24 protein-coding genes are annotated in these 17233 nt (G+C 68.5%); 18 read left to right on the top strand and 6 right to left on the bottom strand.

Annotated elements, in window-relative coordinates; genetic code table 11:
* Positions 1 to 55: 55 nt before the first annotated feature.
* Positions 56 to 589, top strand: coding sequence for a DUF2599 domain-containing protein (locus tag MYK68_RS18320; protein ID WP_247865171.1), 534 nt, complete (start codon positions 56 to 58; stop codon positions 587 to 589).
* Positions 590 to 704: 115 nt separating this feature from the next.
* Here the strand turns inward: MYK68_RS18320 and MYK68_RS18315 are convergent, their stop codons facing one another.
* The 3 genes from MYK68_RS18315 to MYK68_RS18305 are packed head-to-tail and all read right to left on the bottom strand — an operon-like array spanning position 705 to position 3345.
* A complete protein-coding gene (locus MYK68_RS18315; RefSeq protein ID WP_247865170.1) occupies positions 705 to 1559 on the bottom strand; it encodes a metal ABC transporter permease in 855 nt (284 codons plus the stop codon).
* Entirely contained in the window at positions 1556 to 2368 is an 813-nt protein-coding gene (locus MYK68_RS18310) for a metal ABC transporter ATP-binding protein (RefSeq protein ID WP_247865169.1), read from the bottom strand. The genes MYK68_RS18315 and MYK68_RS18310 overlap by 4 nt, the downstream gene beginning before the upstream one ends.
* The gene (locus tag MYK68_RS18305; protein WP_247865168.1) at positions 2365 to 3345 is read right to left on the bottom strand and encodes a metal ABC transporter solute-binding protein, Zn/Mn family; all 981 of its coding nucleotides are present in this window, start codon (positions 3343 to 3345) and stop codon (positions 2365 to 2367) included. The genes MYK68_RS18310 and MYK68_RS18305 overlap by 4 nt, the downstream gene beginning before the upstream one ends.
* A gap of 175 nt (positions 3346 to 3520) precedes the next feature.
* On the opposite strand from MYK68_RS18305, the gene mshA reads away from it, so the two are divergent.
* The 15 genes from mshA (at position 3521) to MYK68_RS18230 (ending at position 13945) form a co-directional block, all read left to right on the top strand.
* On the top strand, positions 3521 to 4843 hold the full coding sequence (gene mshA / locus MYK68_RS18300; protein WP_247865167.1) for a D-inositol-3-phosphate glycosyltransferase: 1323 nt from the start codon (positions 3521 to 3523) through the stop codon (positions 4841 to 4843).
* On the top strand, positions 4840 to 5439 hold the full coding sequence (locus MYK68_RS18295) for a type III secretion system chaperone family protein (RefSeq protein WP_247865166.1): 600 nt from the start codon (positions 4840 to 4842) through the stop codon (positions 5437 to 5439). Before mshA ends, MYK68_RS18295 begins: the two co-directional genes overlap by 4 nt.
* Positions 5440 to 5562: 123 nt before the next feature.
* Complete coding sequence (locus tag MYK68_RS18290) at positions 5563 to 7167, top strand: AMP-binding protein (RefSeq protein WP_247865165.1); 1605 nt, start codon at positions 5563 to 5565, stop codon at positions 7165 to 7167.
* 100 nt (positions 7168 to 7267) lie between these two features.
* Positions 7268 to 8173, top strand: a complete 906-nt coding sequence (locus tag MYK68_RS18285) for a tyrosine-type recombinase/integrase (RefSeq protein WP_247865164.1) — start codon at positions 7268 to 7270, stop codon at positions 8171 to 8173.
* Entirely contained in the window at positions 8170 to 8754 is a 585-nt protein-coding gene (locus MYK68_RS18280) for a hypothetical protein (RefSeq protein WP_247865163.1), read from the top strand. Before MYK68_RS18285 ends, MYK68_RS18280 begins: the two co-directional genes overlap by 4 nt.
* Before the next feature lie 137 nt (positions 8755 to 8891).
* Entirely contained in the window at positions 8892 to 9248 is a 357-nt protein-coding gene (locus tag MYK68_RS18275) for a hypothetical protein (RefSeq protein WP_247865162.1), read from the top strand.
* A complete protein-coding gene (locus MYK68_RS18270) occupies positions 9248 to 9619 on the top strand; it encodes a hypothetical protein (RefSeq protein ID WP_247865161.1) in 372 nt (123 codons plus the stop codon). The genes MYK68_RS18275 and MYK68_RS18270 overlap by 1 nt, the downstream gene beginning before the upstream one ends.
* The gene (locus MYK68_RS18265) at positions 9620 to 10882 is read left to right on the top strand and encodes an AAA family ATPase (protein WP_247865160.1); all 1263 of its coding nucleotides are present in this window, start codon (positions 9620 to 9622) and stop codon (positions 10880 to 10882) included.
* A complete protein-coding gene (locus tag MYK68_RS18260) occupies positions 10879 to 11301 on the top strand; it encodes a hypothetical protein (RefSeq protein WP_247865159.1) in 423 nt (140 codons plus the stop codon). Before MYK68_RS18265 ends, MYK68_RS18260 begins: the two co-directional genes overlap by 4 nt.
* Positions 11298 to 11516 (top strand): hypothetical protein, encoded by a 219-nt coding sequence (locus MYK68_RS18255; RefSeq protein ID WP_247865158.1) that lies wholly within the window; start codon positions 11298 to 11300, stop codon positions 11514 to 11516. Before MYK68_RS18260 ends, MYK68_RS18255 begins: the two co-directional genes overlap by 4 nt.
* Positions 11513 to 11800, top strand: a complete 288-nt coding sequence (locus tag MYK68_RS18250; protein WP_247865157.1) for a WhiB family transcriptional regulator — start codon at positions 11513 to 11515, stop codon at positions 11798 to 11800. Before MYK68_RS18255 ends, MYK68_RS18250 begins: the two co-directional genes overlap by 4 nt.
* A complete protein-coding gene (locus MYK68_RS18245; protein ID WP_247865156.1) occupies positions 11800 to 12129 on the top strand; it encodes a hypothetical protein in 330 nt (109 codons plus the stop codon). The genes MYK68_RS18250 and MYK68_RS18245 overlap by 1 nt, the downstream gene beginning before the upstream one ends.
* The gene (locus MYK68_RS18240) at positions 12126 to 12602 is read left to right on the top strand and encodes a hypothetical protein (protein WP_247865155.1); all 477 of its coding nucleotides are present in this window, start codon (positions 12126 to 12128) and stop codon (positions 12600 to 12602) included. Before MYK68_RS18245 ends, MYK68_RS18240 begins: the two co-directional genes overlap by 4 nt.
* A gap of 128 nt (positions 12603 to 12730) precedes the next feature.
* Positions 12731 to 13066: a hypothetical protein gene (locus MYK68_RS18235; protein WP_247865154.1), complete on the top strand. Its 336-nt coding sequence runs from the start codon at positions 12731 to 12733 to the stop codon at positions 13064 to 13066.
* Positions 13067 to 13093: 27 nt separating this feature from the next.
* Positions 13094 to 13945 carry a phage major capsid protein gene (locus MYK68_RS18230; RefSeq protein WP_247865153.1) on the top strand — a complete coding sequence of 284 codons (852 nt, stop codon included), beginning with the start codon at positions 13094 to 13096 and terminating at the stop codon, positions 13943 to 13945.
* A gap of 917 nt (positions 13946 to 14862) precedes the next feature.
* Here MYK68_RS18230 and MYK68_RS18225 read toward each other — a convergent pair.
* Genes MYK68_RS18225 through MYK68_RS20820 form a run of 3 tightly spaced genes read right to left on the bottom strand, consistent with a single transcriptional unit; the run spans position 14863 to position 15715 of the window.
* Positions 14863 to 15279, bottom strand: coding sequence for a hypothetical protein (locus MYK68_RS18225; RefSeq protein WP_247865152.1), 417 nt, complete (start codon positions 15277 to 15279; stop codon positions 14863 to 14865).
* The gene (locus tag MYK68_RS18220; RefSeq protein WP_247865151.1) at positions 15276 to 15593 is read right to left on the bottom strand and encodes a hypothetical protein; all 318 of its coding nucleotides are present in this window, start codon (positions 15591 to 15593) and stop codon (positions 15276 to 15278) included. Before MYK68_RS18220 ends, MYK68_RS18225 begins: the two co-directional genes overlap by 4 nt.
* Complete coding sequence (locus MYK68_RS20820; protein ID WP_283255247.1) at positions 15590 to 15715, bottom strand: hypothetical protein; 126 nt, start codon at positions 15713 to 15715, stop codon at positions 15590 to 15592. Before MYK68_RS20820 ends, MYK68_RS18220 begins: the two co-directional genes overlap by 4 nt.
* Before the next feature lie 320 nt (positions 15716 to 16035).
* On the opposite strand from MYK68_RS20820, the gene MYK68_RS18215 reads away from it, so the two are divergent.
* Both MYK68_RS18215 and MYK68_RS18210 read left to right on the top strand, forming a co-directional pair.
* On the top strand, positions 16036 to 16779 hold the full coding sequence (locus MYK68_RS18215) for a phosphoglyceromutase (protein WP_247865150.1): 744 nt from the start codon (positions 16036 to 16038) through the stop codon (positions 16777 to 16779).
* A gap of 93 nt (positions 16780 to 16872) precedes the next feature.
* Complete coding sequence (locus tag MYK68_RS18210) at positions 16873 to 17202, top strand: GNAT family N-acetyltransferase (RefSeq protein ID WP_247865149.1); 330 nt, start codon at positions 16873 to 16875, stop codon at positions 17200 to 17202.
* The last annotated feature ends 31 nt before the right edge of the window (positions 17203 to 17233 follow it).

Raw genomic sequence — 17233 nt, 5'->3', positions numbered from 1 at the left:
TGAGACCGTTTCTGCAGATTTTCCTGGTGGACGATGTGGGGACGAAGTGAGATCGATGCGAACCTTGTCCGGCCGCGTGGTGAGCGGCCTTCTCGCCTGCGGGCTGCTCGTGGGCGTGCCGGTGGTGGTCGGCGCGCCCGCCGCTGCCGTTCCGCGGACCCAGCAGCAGCGCGATCTGGCCGCCGAGTTCGACGCCTACCGGGCCGGGAACTCCGGGGAGCGCGGTTTCGCCGGTCTGCCGTGGCCGGCCACCCGTCCCGGTCCCTACGTCGCCGCCGTCACGTGGGTGACGCTGCCGACCGGGCCGAGCCTGCAGATCCGTCCCACCGCGGCCGGCCGCCGTGCGACGGGCTGGGGCGTCCCGGATGCGGCGTGGCGCGAGGTGCTGGCGCTCGCTCCGGACGGCGGCGGCCCGGGTATGCGGGCGCAGTTCGACTGCCACTGGGTGTTCGCCCGGCTCGTCGATCCGAACAAGGCGAGCTGGAATCTGGAGCCGAACCGGCCGGTGGTCGGGGTGGCCGAGATGATCGCCACCCGCTGCAATCCCGGCTTCGCCGAGGAGCGCCTGACGAATCTGTCCCAACCGTGACGTAACTTCGCCGCGGACGGCCGACCCGAACGGAAACGCCGTGGTCGGTGCGGGTGGCGAGAGTGCCGGTACTGCCTGGACGTCACAGTACGGTCAGCCGGGCCCGCTACTCGGTTCAGTCGCGGGCGCGCATGCCCACCGCGCGGCAGAGCAGATAGATCACGAACGAGATGGTCGTGACCAGCACCGACACCGGCAGTTCCGGCGCCAGCGACAGGATCAGGCCGCCGACCGAGGCGATCAGCGCGAACAGCACCGACAGACCGACCTGCTTGGCCGGCGAAGCGGTGAGGCGTGCGGCCGCGGCGGCCGGGGTGATCAGCAGCGACATCACCAGCAGCGCGCCGATGATCTGCACGCCCTGCGCGGCGGCGAGGCCGACCAGCACGGCGAAGACCACCGACAGGCCGCGCATCGGGACACCCGACGCGGTCGCCACCCGGGGATCGAGGCTGGCGAACAGCAGCGGGCGATAGATCACCGCGAGAACCGCGACCACCACCGCCGCGGTGACGGCGACCGCCAGCAGGCCGCCGGAGCCGACGCTGACCACCTGGCCGGTCAGCAGTGCGAAACCGGTGCCGGTACGGCCGTGCAGGTGCAGGAACAGCACGCCGAGACCGAGCCCGAAGGCCATCACCACGCCGATCACCGAGTCGCGTTCACGCGCACGGTTGCCCAGCCAGCCGAAGACGGCGGCGGCCACGACCGCGCCGATCACGCCGCCCAGGTTCACGTTGATCCCGACGAGCAGGGCCGCGGCCGCGCCGGTGAAGCTCAGCTCCGAGGCGCCGTGCACGGCGAAGCTCATCTGCCGGGACACGATCATCGGCCCGAGCAGGCCGCCGACCAGTCCGAGGAGAGCCAGTGCCAGCAGCGACTGCTGGACGAAGGTGCGGGAGAGGAGATCGCCGGTCTGCGAGAAGTTCCAGAACTGGCCCATCTGGGCGGCCACCGTGTACGTGGTCATCGGGTGATCACCCGGGGCTCCTCCGTGTTCTCGTCGTAGGGGTGTTCCTCGCAGTGATAGTGCTCGCCCTCGCCGCCGACCACCACCAGGCGGCCGGCCACCTCGATCACCTCGACGCGGCTGCCGTACAACTCGGAGAGCGTCGCCGAGTTCATCACCTCGGCGACGGTACCGATCCGGAACCGGCCGTCGACCAGGTAGAGGACGCGGTCCACGAACGGCAGGACCGGATTGATCTCGTGCGTCACGAACAGCACCGCGGTGTCGCGGCGGCGCCGGCGTTCGTCCAGCAGATCGACGACCGTGCGCTGATTCCGCAGATCGAGGCTGGCCAGCGGCTCGTCGCACAGCAGGACCGCCGGATCGTCGGTGAGCGCCTGCGCGATACGCAGACGCTGCTGCTCGCCGCCGGAGAGCAGCCCGAACGGGCGATCCACGAAGTCCTGTGCGTGGACCTCGGCGACGGCGGCGTCGATCCGCCGGCGCCGGTCGGTGCGGCGCAGCAGACCGATGCCCCACGACGCGCCGTCGACGCCGAAGCCGACCAGGTCGCGGCCGCGCAGCGCCATCGTGTCGGAGTCGTCGGCGTGCTGCTGCGGCACGTACCCGAGTCGGCCGTGCACCGCGAGCGATCCCGAGGTCAGCGGCAGCCGCCCCAGGATCGCCCGCAGGAGAGTGGTCTTGCCCGAGCCGTTGGGGCCGAGCACGGCGATGAACTCGCCGGGTCGCACGTCCAGGTTCAGGTCGTGCCAGAGGACGCGGTCGCCGATGGCCAGGGTGGCCCCGGAGAACTCGATGACGGGGTTCATGCGTTGAGTGCTTGCTCCAGTTGCTGAATCTGCGCGGACTGCCACGCAAGATAGTCGGTGACGCCGGCCGGCAGCGACTCGGTCACCTGGACCACCGGAACGTTCGACGTGCGCGCCACCTTCAGCAGCGCTTCGGTCGCCGGATCGACGGCCTGCGTGTTGTAGATCAGGGCGCGGACCTGGCGGCCGGTCAGCAGATCGTTGAACTTGGCGACGTCGGCGGCCGACGGCGACTGACCGTCCTCGACGGCGGCGGTGAACGACGCCGGGGCGACGTCGACCAGGCCGGCCTCGGTCAGCAGGTAGCCCGCCAGCGGCTCGGTGGCGGCGACCTTCGCGCCGTCGTGGCGGGCCTTGATCGCGGCCAGCCGATCGCGCAGGCCGGTGATCCCGGTGTTGAACTTGGCGGCGTTGTCCTTGTAGTACTGGGCGTTCTTGGGGGAGACCTTGCCGAGCTTCTCGGCGGTCTGGTCCGCCACCTTCCCGACGACGGTGAGGTCGTAGAAGACGTGCTCGTTCACACCGCCGTGGTCGTGGTGATGGCCCTCGTCGCCGTGGTCGTGGTCGTGATCTTCCTGGGTGGCGTCACCCGCGCCGCCGGGGAGCAGCGAGACGGCGTTCACCTTGTACGCCTTGGAGTTCTTGGCGGCCGTCTCCATGTAGGCGTCGTAGTCGAGGCCGTTGAACACCAGGACATCGGCGTCCTCGATCTTGGCGGTGTCGGCCATCGACGGCTCGAACTCGTGGGGGTCGGAGCCGGGCGAGTGGAACAGCGAGGTGACGGTGCCGTGGTCGCCGACCACCGCGCTCGCCACCGATCCCCAGACGTCGGTGGAGGCGACGACGGTCGGGTTGTCGGTCTCCTTCGGGACCTCGCTGTCGCTGCCGCAGGCGACGGCGGCGAAGCCGGTCGCGGCGATCAGGGTGGTGGCGGCGAGACGACGCAGCGCGACGCGCCGGGTAAGGGTGGCTTTCATCAGCGAGTCCGAACCTTCCGATAATGACAATCGTTGCTGACAGCAGTCTAGGGAGAGGTGCGGTGCACCACTAATCTCCAACCGTGCATAGATGTGCCCGGGGAAGACGTTCGCGGTGGGGCCGGGGCGCCGAGGACCGGAAAGAGACTTGGGCGACATGCCATAGGCTGGATCCATGACCGGTGGACTGCGGCCGCGACGCCTCGCGCTGATCTCAGTGCACACCTCGCCCCTCGCGCAGCCGGGTATCGGCGATGCCGGTGGGATGAACGTCTACGTGTGGCAGACCGCGACCCGCCTGGCGCGCCGCGGGATCGAGGTCGAGATCTTCACGCGGGCGACGTCGTCCGATGATGCGCCGGTGGTGCACGCCGCCCCGGGCGTGCTGGTCCGGCACGTGGTGGCCGGGCCGTTCGACGGCCTCGACAAGCGTGATCTGCCCGGCCAGCTGTGCGCTTTCTCGGCCAACGTGCTGCGCGCCGAGGCCGCGGAACCCGGCGGCTACTACGACCTGATCCATTCGCACTACTGGCTCTCCGGCCAGGTCGGATGGCTGGCGCGGGATCGCTGGAAGGTTCCGCTGGTGCACACCGCGCACACCCTCGCCGCGGTGAAGAACGCGTCTCTCGCGGGGGGTGACACCGCCGAGCCGATGGGCCGGGTGATCGGCGAGCAGCAGGTGGTGGACGAGGCCGACCGGCTGATCGCCAACACCGCCACCGAGTTCGCCGAACTCGTCGATCACTACGGGGCCGACCCGGACAAGATCGACGTGGTGGTGCCCGGCGCGGACCTGGACTGCTATTCCCCGGGAGACAAGTCGGCGGCGCGGGCCGCGCTGGGTCTGGACGACGACGATGTCCTGGTGACCTTCGTCGGGCGCATCCAGCCGCTGAAGGCTCCCGACGTGCTGCTCGCCGCGATGGCCCCGCTGATCAGGTCCGATCCGACCGGGCGGCGGAAACTGCTGATCGTGGGCGGGCCGTCCGGCACCGGGCTGGAGCGGCCGACGGTGCTGACTGAACTCGCCCGTGACCTGGGTGTCGCCGACCGGGTGATCTTCCGTCCGCCGCAGTCGCCGGCGGTGCTCGCGCAGGTGTACCGCGCGTCGGATCTCGTCGCGGTGCCCAGTTTCTCGGAGAGTTTCGGGCTCGTGGCCGTCGAGGCGCAAGCGTGCGGGGTGCCGGTGATCGCGGCGAACGTCGGCGGCCTGGGCGTCGCCGTCGACGACGGGGTGACCGGCCGGCTCGTCGCCGGGCACGACATCGACGAGTGGACGGCGCAGCTGGCCGACCTGCTCGGCGACCCGGCGCGGCTGACCCGCTTCGGCGCGGCCGCCGCCGGGCACGCCGCCCGCTTCTCCTGGGAGCACACCACCGACGCGCTGCTGAATTCGTACAGCGCCGCGCTCTCCGGGTTCCGCCCGGGCCCCCGCTGGACTCCGACCGGACGGCTGCGGCGGAGCTGGCTCAAGAACCGACCGAGGATGGCAGGATGACCGCAACCGCGCAACAGAACCTGGCGGCGCTCGAGGCCGCGCTCACCGAATCCGGCATCGACTATGTGCGCAAGGACTCCGGCAGCGCGCGCGCCGAACACGTCGTCGTGGAACTGCCCGGCGAACGCAAACTCAAGACCACGGTGCTGCTGACCGCTGGTGTGCACGGGGTGCGGGTGGAGGCCTTCGTGTGCCGGCGGGCCGACGAGAACTTCGCGTCGTTCTATCACTATCTGCTCCTGCAGAACCGGCGCATGTACGGCGTCGCCTACACCCTCGACAACATCGGCGACGTGTATCTGGTCGGCCGGATCTCCACCGACGCGCTGACCCGCGACGAGGTGGACCGGGTGCTCGGTCAGGTCTTGCAGTCCGCCGACGGCGACTTCAACAAGCTGCTGGAGATCGGCTTCCTCACCTCGATCCACCGCGAGTGGGCCTGGCGCAAGGCGCGCGGCGAGTCGATGGTCAATCTGCTCGCCTTCGAGCATCTGATCGACGAGGACAAACTGCCCGAGATCGGCCCGCTCGACGGTGCGGCTCCGGCCGGGATCGAGGAGGCGTCACCCGGCGGGGACGCCGCCGACGACGAGTAGAACCACCCCGAGGCAGAATCGGACATACCCGATGATCTGCCGCGGCGCCGGGTGGCCGCCGTCACCGAAACCGTGACAATCACCATTGCTACCATTGCTCCGCACACCACCGATGGAGGGCCCATGAGCTTTCGCAATCCGTACGACGACGTCGAGATCCCGAATGTCAGCGTCTACGACTTCCTCTTCGGCTCGATCGCCGAGAGTGATCTCGACCGAGTCGCCCTGATCGACGCCAAGACCGGCGCCACCACCACCTACCGCCAGCTGATCGGCCAGATCGACGCGGCCGCCGGTGCGCTCGCCGCCCGCGGCATCGGCGTGGGCGACGTGGTCGCCGTGCTGTCGCCGAACATCCCGGCGTTCGCCACCGTGTTCCACGGCATCCTCCGCAGCGGCGGCACCGCGACCACGCTCAACGCGCTGTTCACCGAGAAGGACATCGCCAAGCAGCTGGTCGACTCCAAGGCCAAGATGATCGTCACCATCTCGCTGCTGTCGCCGCAGGCCATCGAGGCCGCGCGCGAGGTCGGCATCGACGACGCGAACATCATCGTTCTCGACGGCGAGGGGCAGGCCGCGAGCGGTCACCCGAACGCCGCCGACCTGCTCGGCGCCGGGCTGCGCGCCCCGGACGTGTCGTTCGACGCGGCCACCCACCTCGCGGTCCTGCCGTACAGCTCCGGTACCACCGGCAACCCCAAGGGCGTCATGCTCACCCACCGCAACCTGGTGGCCAACGTGGCGCAGATCGAGCCGCTCAACGGGATGACCCCGGACGACGTGGTCCTCGCGGTGCTGCCCTTCTTCCACATCTACGGCATGACCGTGCTGCTCAACGCGGCGCTCAAGGCGCGGGCCTCGCTCTTCGTGATGCCGCGCTTCGACATGATCGAGTTCCTCGAGGGCATCCAGACCCACAAGATCACCTACGCGTTCATCGCGCCGCCGGTGGCCGTCGCCCTCGCCAAGCACCCGATCGTCGACAAGTACGACCTGTCGTCGGTGCACACCATGCTCTCCGGCGCGGCACCGCTCGACGCCGAGCTGGGCCACGCCGTCGCCGAGCGCCTGAACCTGCGGATGCTGCAGGGCTACGGCATGAGCGAGCTGTCGCCGGTCAGTCACATCATCCCGTTCGACGGCGGCGAGAACACCCGCGGCGTGCTGGCTCCCCTGTCGTCGGTGGGCTGGCCGGTGCCGAACACCGAGAACCGGCTGGTCGACCCGGGTACCGGCGACGACATCGACATCCCCGCCGAGGGTGTTTCGGAGCCGGGTGAGCTGTGGGTGCGCGGCCCCAACGTGATGGCCGGCTACCTGAACAACGACAAGGCCACCGCCGAGACCATCGACGCCGACGGCTGGCTGCACACCGGCGACATGGCGACCGTCGATGCGAGCGGCTGCATCACGATCGTCGACCGCCTCAAGGAACTGATCAAGTACAAGGGCTACCAGGTGCCGCCGGCCGAGCTGGAGGCCCTGCTGCTGACCCATCCGAAGATCGCCGACGTCGCCGTCGTCGGCTCGCACGACGACGAGGGTGAAGAGGTGCCGAAGGCGTTCGTCGTGCTCCAGGAGGGCCAGGAGCTGACCGCGGACGAGGTGATGGCCTTCACCGCCGAGCGGGTGGCCCCGTACAAGAAGGTCCGCCAGGTGGAGTTCATCGCCGCGATCCCGAAGTCGGCCTCCGGCAAGATCCTGCGCAAGGATCTGCGCAAGTAGTCCTCGCTCAGCGATTCAGTTTTGGCCGGTGATCAGCGGAAACGTTGACCACCGGCCTTCACTGTATCTGAGTACAGCGCTGTGTGGCAAGATATAGGGCATGTCCGGCGAGTTCACCACTGACGACCTGAGAGACCTCATGGCCTCCTGGGTGCTTCACCTGCGCGCCGAACGCAAGTCCGCGAACACGCTCAAGGGCTACACCACCGGCGTCTCACAGTTCCTGGCCTGGGCCGACGAGACCGGGACGCCGCCGAACCTCGACCGCACCACCGTCGCGGCGTTCATGACTCACCTGCTCGACAACGGGGCGGAACCGGCGACTGCCGCCACCCGACATCTGGCGCTGCGCCGATTCTCGGCCTGGCTCGCCGCCGAGGACGAGATCGACGCCGACCAACTCCTCAACAGCAAAGCGCCGAAGATCGACGTGAAGGTCGTCGAGACCCTCGACGACACTCAACTCGCCGCCCTCGTGAAGGCGTGCCAAGGCAAAGAGTGGACCGATCGCCGCGACGAGGCGATCGTGCGCGTCATGCTGGAAACCGGAATGAGAGCCGGTGAAGTCGCCGGGCTCACCCTCGACGACATCGACCTCGCGAAGGGGCTCGTCACGGTCCGCCGCTCGAAGTCCAAGCGCGGCCGCATAGTGCCGATCGGACCCGAAGCCGTGCAAGCCCTCGACCGCTGGATCCGAGCCCGCCGTAAGCACCGACTCGCCGAGTCTCCGCGCCTGTGGCTCGGGGAGCGGGGGCGCACCTTCGAGTACATGGGTCTCTATCGCGCACTGGAACGCAGAGCGACCGCCGCGGGAATCTCCAACTTTCACCCGCATGTACTCCGACACACCGCGGCGTCCCGGTGGCTGGCCGCCGGCGGATCCGAAGGCGGCCTGATGAGCGTCGCCGGATGGCACAGCCGCGAGATGGTCGACCGATACGCCGCACACACCAAGTCGATGCGCGCCGCCGATGAGGCGCGCCGTCTGAACCTGGGGGATCTGTGATCGACACCGTTGTCGTCGTGGACGGCCGCAAGATGCTGCACACCCTTCGCCGGGCCGGGTCCGCTGGCCAGCGCTGGGACATCGACACACCGCAGTCGGCACAGCAGGACCGGCGCGACGGATACACCCGCGAGCCCGGCAACGTCCGCACACGAGCCGATGACCCGTTCGCCGTCGTCAAGGCGATGGACAAGGCCCGCGAGCAGGAGCAAACCGACGCGCGCGCTCACCTGCAGAACTTCAGTTTCTGGGAACCGCCGACCGGCAAGAGCGGGCCCGAGCGCCAGAAGGACGCGCTCGATAGCGTGGATCCGAGTAAGACCATCGCGCGCCGCCGGGACGTCGGGCGCACTCACTCGGCGCGGAAGGCACCAGGCGGTCCGGTGCAGATCGGTCAGGAGACCTGGGATCTCGGTGGCGGGGTGCCGCGTGCTCGCGCGCGGCTGTTCTATCAGATCTTCAACGGGCTCTGCGATGCCGCCGAGCACGGAACTGAACTGCCTGCCGGGATCCGAATCGACGGAACTGCGATTCTGATCGACTCCGGCGTGTTGCGCACACTGGTCACTCGCGCGCGCTGATACGCTGTGCCCGAGTACATAGGTACTCCGGGAGCTTGGGACTCGTGATTATCCCGAGCGCAGCACCCACCGGGTGTGAGCCACTACAGGACTGCTTCACCACAAGTAGTCCACCTCGACGTACCCCGAGGTAAGTCATGGCTCTCACACCTACAGAGCGCGCACTTCGCGCCGAAATCGCCGCCCACGAATCATGGGCACGCACTCCCGACCGCGCCGCGCGCACCGCACCGGCCCGTAAAGCCGCTCTCGACCGGTTCGAGAAGCAGGTGGACCCAGACGGCACCCTGCCGCCGGCCGAACGCGCACGCCGCGCTGAGCACGCCCGCAAAGCGTACTTCAAGCGGCTCGCACTCAAGTCGGCGCAGGCTCGTCGCAAGTCCCGAGAGTTCGCCGAGACCGCCGCTGCGGCCGAACGCGAGCTCGCCCAGGCAGAGCACGCTGATCTGGGACTCACCGATCACCAGGCCGACCGGATCGGCGGTGAGGTCTGATGCAGACAGAAGAAAACCCCGGCGTGCAGACCGGGGCTCTCCAGAATGATCGGGCGGATCACCTCGATAGTAGCTCGGATCCGAAAACGAAGCGCCGACCCTGCAGCTACCAGGAAGCACTGGTCGTCCGTTCCAGGCTCCGGGCGATCGTCCCGCCGCCGGCAGTTGATCCCGAGCTCTGGACGGACGCGCTCACGTGCCTCGTGCGCGGCGCGCTCGACCGGGAGCGTGAACGTCTGCAGCGGGCCGAGGCGATGAAGGCCGCATCCGTCGCTGTCTCCGCCGCCCGGGACTGGTCGGCCGAGGCGAAATTCTTGTCCGACCGCGCGTCTGCGGCATACATTCCGCGAGCTGAGAGCGGGGTGAGCTAGATGACGTACGTGAAGACGGGCGATCAGCTCGACGCTCAGGTGTTCCCGCCGCTGCGCTGGGCCGTGCCCGGCCTCATCCCCGAAGGTATGGGACTTCTCACCGGCGCGCCCAAGGCCGGCAAGTCCTGGGCCGCACTCGGTATCGCCCTGGCGGTGGCCTCAGGTGGTCGTGCGCTCGGGAAGGTGCCGACCGGACACGCGCGGCCGACCCTGCTGATGGCACTCGAAGATGGGGAACGCCGCCTCCAGGGTCGCTGTCGCGCGCTGCTCGACGGGGAACCGATCCCGCCGCTGCTGCACTACATCACCAGGATCCCGCCGGCGCATGTGTGGGACGAGATGGGAGCGTGGCTGTACGAGCACGGAAGTGCTGCGCCCCTGGTCATTCTGGACACGCTCGGGAAGGTCGCACCGGATAGCGCACCGGGCGAGTCGGCGTATCAGCGGGACTACCGGATCGGCTCGAAGTTGAAGGCGTACGCCGACGAGCATCCGGGCGCATGTGTCCTGGTCGTTCACCACGTCCGGAAGGCGGCATCGGATGACTGGATGGACTCGACCAGCGGCACGAACGGGCTCAACGGGGCCGCGGACTTCACGCTCAACCTATCGCGCAGTCGCAACGATGACGCCGGGATCATCCGGGTCACGGGCCGCGACGTTCCCGAGTCTGAGTATGCGGTGACGTCCCGAGAGGGGCGCTGGGTGCTCGATGGGGAGGTGCTCGCCGAGGCCGCGAGCAAGGCGCAGACCGCGCGAGCCTCGGCAGGGCTGGGAGACCGGGCGATCGAGATCCTGAACGTCGTCACCGAGCACCCCGGGGGCATCGGACCGACCGCCGTCGCCGAGGCCCTGGATCCTCCGATCACGGCCGAATCGGCCGGAACGTATCTCGGTCGCCTGTCCAAGGCGGGCCGGATCATGAAGGCAGGCCGGGGCGTCTATACCCCTGTTGAAAGTGTTGAAAGTGTTGAAACCGACGAACACTCGGATGCCGACCATGACCGCGTTTCAACACTCCCCCTCGGCAATGTTGAAACCGAACAGGGCCTCTCACCAGGCAATTACACACTTTCAACGGTTTCAACACCCGATGTCGACTGCTCAGTGTGCGGATACGGACCGCTCGACGCCGAGGACGCTCCGCTAGGCCGCCACGCCATGTGCGCGCCACCGCCGGGCGGTCTCACACCCGACTCGCCGGGGCAAACCGACCGCGTCGCCGCCGCCCTCGCCAACGCACAGAAGGAGGCCGACCGATGATCTCTCCTGACCGCGATACTGATCGCCTGATCCACGCCGCGCGCCGCCTGGTTCGCACCAGCACGTGGTTGCTCCAGGAACTGTCCGATCACGGCCATAGCGACGACTGCTGTAGCGAGCCTGCCGAGGCGTTCACCGCCGCGCTGATCGCCATGCCGCCGGACCCGTTCACGCGGTACAGCGACGGCCGCCCGATCTGCTCGACGGTCCGCGTCGACGGCGACGGCATGGAGTTCGAGCACCTGTGGCCGGCCGATCCGGCGAACCTGCCTACCGAGGCCTGGGAGGAACTGCCGACCGCCCTGGCGCCGCACGCCCGGCACGGGGATCGCGGGTACGCGGTGGTGCGCTGGTGCCCGGTGACCTTCACCGGGTCGGTCAGGTACATCGCCCCTCCACGGTTGGAGGTAGTCCGATGAAGAAACGTCGCGGTGTCCGATGCAGATCGTGTCCGAAGGTCACCCGTTCAGCGACCCGGTACTGCCGGAACTGCCGGCCCGATCAGCTGATCCCGGTCGTGCACCTGCTCGGCGACGGCATGGTGTCGCTGGAGGGGATCACGCTCACAGCCGGGCAGGCCCGCCGTCTCGCCGACGCCCTGCATGACGCCGCCGATCGCGGGGTCGAGCTGTGAGCGCCCGGAAGCTCGCCGAGCTGCTGGCCGACCAGCCCGACCTCACCGAGGCCGCCTGCCGAGGGCAATGGGCGCTGTTCGATCCGGCCGCCGAGGACGAGGACCACGCCGAGGTCGAAGCACGACACCATCGCGCCGCCGCCATCTGCTCGAGGTGCCCAGCGCTGGCCGCCTGCCGGGACTGGGCCGAGCGGATCCCGCCGAAGCACCGACCTCCCGGCGTCCTCGCCGAGATCATCCCCCAGGCCCGACCGGGCCGCCCCCATGAAAGGAAAACACCCTGATGACCACTGAACCCACCGTGAAAGACGAAATCCGGGTCCGCCGCGGCCGCCTCCAAGCGTTGGACATCGCCGCCAAGATCCACTGGAACGAGCCCGAAGAGGCGGACATGCTCTATCGGCACGAGCAGACGAGCGGGACCGTCGACGAACTCCTCGCCGGCGCCACCGCGATGCTGCTGTCGGTGGTCCGCAGTTTCGCCGAGCTCACCGGCAGCACACCCGAGGCAGTGATCGACGCCCTGTGGCAGCAGGAAGCACACGTGATGGTCACCCTCGCCGACATCGACCAACTACCCACCATCACCACCGACCAGGAAGGCCAGCAATGACCGAGCAGACCAGCACCGAAGACCAGCGCATCGACGACCCGACCGTCGAGCCCGAGGACACCATCGACGAACAGGTCGACGACGGATCCGACGAACAGGAGAGCGAAGCACCGGAGGACAAGGGCAACGGCAACCGTGAGGCCGCCAAGCTCCGGCACCAGCGCAACCAGGCCCGCACCGAACGCGACGAACTCGCCGCACGCCTGGAAGCGGTCGAGACCAAACTGCTCGGCCACGCCCTGGCCACGGCGAACCTCGACCCGCGTCTCTGGGAGGTATCCGAGCAGAAGCTCGACGACTTCCGCGACGACGACGGCCACCTCAACCTGACCGCCCTCACCGAACGCGCCCAGGCGATCAAGACTGAACTCGGGCTCGGCGGGCCACGTCCCAACCCGCAGCAAGGGCTACCGTCTCACCGGCCCCGCGGCACTCTCGAAGCGGCGTTCGACTACCGCCAGCAGGGCCGATAAACTGAGAGGGCCGGGACCAGCCGAGGCGAGAGGCCCCACGGTCCCGGCCCGATCGCCCCAGGAGGGCAACCGACGCACCGCGTGACGCGGACACCGGAACCCCGACACTCCAACCTGGGAGCAATCCAATGCCGCACACCATCTCCACCGCCGCCGCCGCTACCCCGTGGCGTCCCGACCAGCACGTGTTCGACGCCGGCGAAGTCCTGCCGGACGCGCTGATCCTCACCGACACGCTCACGGTCGGAGCGATCGAAGGCGACCAGCCGGTGATCGAAGTCGCCTACATCGTCGACGACGACGCCCAGTTCGTCGCCGAAGGGCACGCTCGAAGCCGCGTTCGACTGGCGCACGCGATAAACTGTGAGGGCCGGGACCGGCACAGGCGAGACGCCCCAACGGTTCCGGCCCGCACGCCCCAGGTGGGCACCCGGCAGACCGCAGGACGGCACCGGATCCCCTAAGCCCTTTTCATCACACCTGGAGCACTCATGGCACACACCGCCACCACCAGCAATTCCGCCAGCCCCTGGCGCCCAGATCAGCACGTGTTCGACGCCGGCGACGTCCTGCCGGACGCGCTGATCCTCACCGACACGCTCGCTGTCGGCGCGATCGAAGGCGACCAGCCCGTCATAGAGGTTGCCTACGTCGTCGACGACGACGCGCAGTTCGTCGCCGAAGGAGACGAGATCCCCGAAGGCGAACCCGGACTCGCCGCAGCCACCATCTACAGCCGCAAAATCGCCCAACTGATCCGCCTCACCAGCGAGCAGTACCGGCAGAACAACACCCCGGCCGAGCTCGCCCGCAGCGTCTCCCGAGCACTCACCCGCAAAGCCGACCAGGCACTGCTGGCACAGGCAGCACCGACCGCACCCGCAGTCGCACCCGTCGCCGGGATCCTGAACACCACCGGCTTGTCGGTCGAAGTCGTCGAAGACGGCAACCTCGACGCGCTGATCGACCTCGAAGCGTCCGTCCGCGCGGCTGGCGCCAACCCCACCGCGTGGGTACTCGCGCCCGCGACGTGGGCCGAGATCCGAAAGTTCAAGACGGCCGCGGCCAGCAACCAGAACCTGCTCGGCGCCGGCACCGAGAACGCCCAGCCACTCCTGCTGGGCATCCCCGTCAAGGTCAACCCCGCGATCCCCAGCGGCTCCGGTGTCCTCCTCGACCAGTCCGCGATCCTCACCGCTGCTGGACCCGTCACCGTCACCACCGACCCGTCCGCCTACTTCGCCCACGACTCAATCGGAATCCGGGCAACCTGGCGAACCGGCCACGTCCTGCCCCGCCCCGACCGAATCGGGAAGTTCACCATCGACGACGGCGAAGGCTGACACACAAGACCCGGGCGGATCACGCTTGGTCGCCTGACCGCCCGAACCGAGACCCGGCCCGCAGTTTCTGGTTACTGCCGGCCGGGTCTCACCCTTTCTGCGACACGCGCGACCACCAGCACAAACAGAGGGGTGGGACATTGCCCCCTCCGCCCCCGGGGTCAGACGGGCCCGTTGGTCATACGTGCTCAGGTTCTGCACGGGTCTGGGGATTTCGGCCTCCTGGGGGAGGGGGGATCAGAGAGAGATACCGCCTATGCCCTGGACGGCGGCTGGACCCTTCGCGGGGGATCAATGCCCCAGCCCCGCTCGGTGCTCTCCGTTGTGCACGGGCCGGACCCCCGGACAGGGAACATGGTCTGCAGAAGACGGTGCTCTCCCGCTGCGCGCGGGCCGGACCTTGATGGTCTTCTTCTGAAGGAGACCATCCCGGTGCTCTCCGCTGCGCACGGGCCGGACTTCCTGTTGACCAGGTTAAGAAGAACTCCCCAAGTTCTCCTCCCATGCGCGCGGGCCGGACACTTCCCGAGCTGGACTGATCGGTGCGACACGCCCGGTCTACGTTCACTTCCAAGCCAGTCGAACCCAAGGGTGCCGGTGTCGTTGCCCCATCGCCGTTCGACCCACGAGCCTTGCCTACCTATCGCGTCAGGCCATCACCGAATGGACCCGGCCCGTTGGGACGTGTCTGGGTAATGGCACCGATAGCGCGTTGATCAGGCGTGTCTACGGTGGCCCATGAGCACGGCATGGGACTGGGCTACGTGCTGCTGGTCGGTTTACGTCGGACCCTGCGGATAGCGACGGCAACGCGGTCGGAACGGTTGCGTGCGTGCCCTGCGCGGGAATCGAACCCGCGCACTCGAAGTCAGGGACAAGGTGTCACCGACTTCGAGCGGACCGTCAGGGCCGATCGGTTAAGCGTTGCCGATCCGCGGGTGCGGGCCGTCGATACCGGAGGCGACGTCGGCGAGCCAGGTGAGTTCGGCGGCGAGTTGCCGCGCCTCGGCCGGTGAGAGCAGAACGTCAGGGATCAGACTGCATTCGGGCCCGGTCTCGATGAACAATCCGATGCCGGAGTGTCGTTCGAGTTCGTCGAACGCGCGCCACTGCTCGCGTGTCTGGGCGCCGTGGAAGTACGGCCTGACCGGGTTGAGCCAGAGCCGGGTGCGTTCCCCGCGCGGCCCGCAGCCGAGGCCGCCGAGGGACACGCCGAGGCAGAACGCCCCGTGGTCCTCGTTGGTCGTGCCGGATCGGGGATGGTCGCCGTTGATCGCACCCTGACAGAAGCTGCTGCAATGCCCGTGCCGGTCGAACGCCTCGCCGCTGCTCATGCTGCACCGCCGATCACGGCCGCGTCGAGCATGTACCCGTCTGCCGGATCGGTCGTCGGCCACACAATCACCTGCACCTCGTCGGATAACTGCGCGACCGAGATCGTCACCGACGTCGGCCACCACCGCGCCCGCATCGCCTGCTCCCGGCACCGGATCTCCCGGCACGCGTCGTCATAGGCCGCCAGGTCGTCGGCGGTCAGCCCACGCTCGCGGGCCGCGTTGAGCCGCGCCCGCGTGGCGTCATGCAACTCGCGGATCGTCTGCGCTTCGGCGGCCTGCTCGACCGTCAGCGTTGTGGTCGGGGCGCTCATGACGGTGCTCCGGCGTACCAGCCGAGTGCGAACACCAGGTGAGCGAGCAGCAGGAACGCGCCATAGACGGCGAGCGTGCCGACCCCGATCAGGGCCGCGGATAGGATGTGATGACGGTGCATCGGAATGTCCTCCGGTGTGTCCGAGGCCCTGGCCGGTGCGTGAACACCTGTCGGGGCCGTCTCAGTTGTGACACCGAATCGCCAGGCAAGGATATTTCGCGGACAGCGCTAGTCTGTCTACTGGGCTATTGCCTCGTCCGCACAGCGTTCATGCGGCCATACTGCGCAAGGATCTGCGCAAGTAGTCGTACGGACGACGACCCCCGGGCCGGTGCCCCTGCGACTCCCGCAGGGCGCCGGCCCGCGTCGTCCGGCGATGCGGTCCGGCGCGGTCTGGCGGCTCGGCCTGCGGCTCGCCGACGATGTGCGAAACTGTGACCATGAGCAACGGCAAGCTGATTCTTATGCGGCACGGCGAGTCCGAGTGGAACGCCTCCAACCAGTTCACCGGGTGGGTCGACGTCGACCTCACCGAGAAGGGACGCTCCGAGGCGGTGCGCGCCGGCGAGTTGCTCGCCGAGAACGGCCTGCTGCCCGACGTCCTGTACACCTCACTGCTGCGCCGCGCGATCACCACCGCGAACATCGCGCTGGACAAGGCCGACCGTCACTGGATTCCGGTGCACCGCGACTGGCGGCTCAACGAGCGCCACTACGGTGCGCTGCAGGGGCTGAACAAGGCGGAGACCAAGGAGAAGTACGGCGACGACCAGTTCATGCTGTGGCGCCGCAGCTACGACACGCCGCCGCCGGCGATCGACCCGGACACCGAGTACAGCCAGGTCGGCGACCCCCGCTACGCCGGAATCGAGGTGCCGCTGACCGAGTGCCTGCTCGACGTGGTGAAGCGGCTGATCCCGTACTTCATCGACACCATCGCGGCCGACCTGCGGGAAGGCAAGACCGTTCTGATCGCGGCGCACGGAAACTCGCTGCGCGCCCTGGTCAAGACCCTGGACAACATCTCGGACACCGACATCGCGGGCCTGAACATCCCGACCGGCAATCCGCTGGTCTACGAGCTCGATGCGAACCTCCGTCCGATCAACCCGGGCGGCACCTACCTGGACCCGGAGGCGGCCGCCGCCGGTGCCGCCGCGGTCGCCGCACAGGGCAGCAAGTAGTTCGAACACGGCCCGCCGTGCCCGGCCCGTATCGCCGAGCCCACCCGTCGCACGCCACTGCGCGACCGGGTGGGCTCGGCTACATTGGAGGGCATGAGTGACGGGGCAATCACGGTGACGCATCTGGACGAGCGCGAGCGGTTCCGCGCGGAGATTCTCGACGAGGACGGTGTGCCGACCGAGGTCGGCTACCTCGACTACACGCGCGACAGCGGACACTCCGACGGAGACCATCTGGCGCTCACCCACACCGTCGTCTTCGCGCAGTACGGCGGGCGCGGTTACGCCGGCCAGCTCGTCCAGCAGGTCTTCGACCAGATCCGCGCCGACGGCAACAAGGTGATCCCGGTCTGCTCCTACGTCATCAAGTACCTCGGCCAGCACCCCGAGTACGACGACCTCGTCGTCAGCTCCAGCTCCTGAGCGCGGTTCACCTCGTGGACACTCGCGCGAA

It is taken from the genome of Gordonia sp. PP30, assembly GCF_023100845.1.
Lineage (GTDB): Bacteria > Actinomycetota > Actinomycetes > Mycobacteriales > Mycobacteriaceae > Gordonia.
The sequence above is the reverse complement of the archived record's forward strand: the minus strand, read 5'-3'. Positions and strand labels throughout refer to the sequence as shown.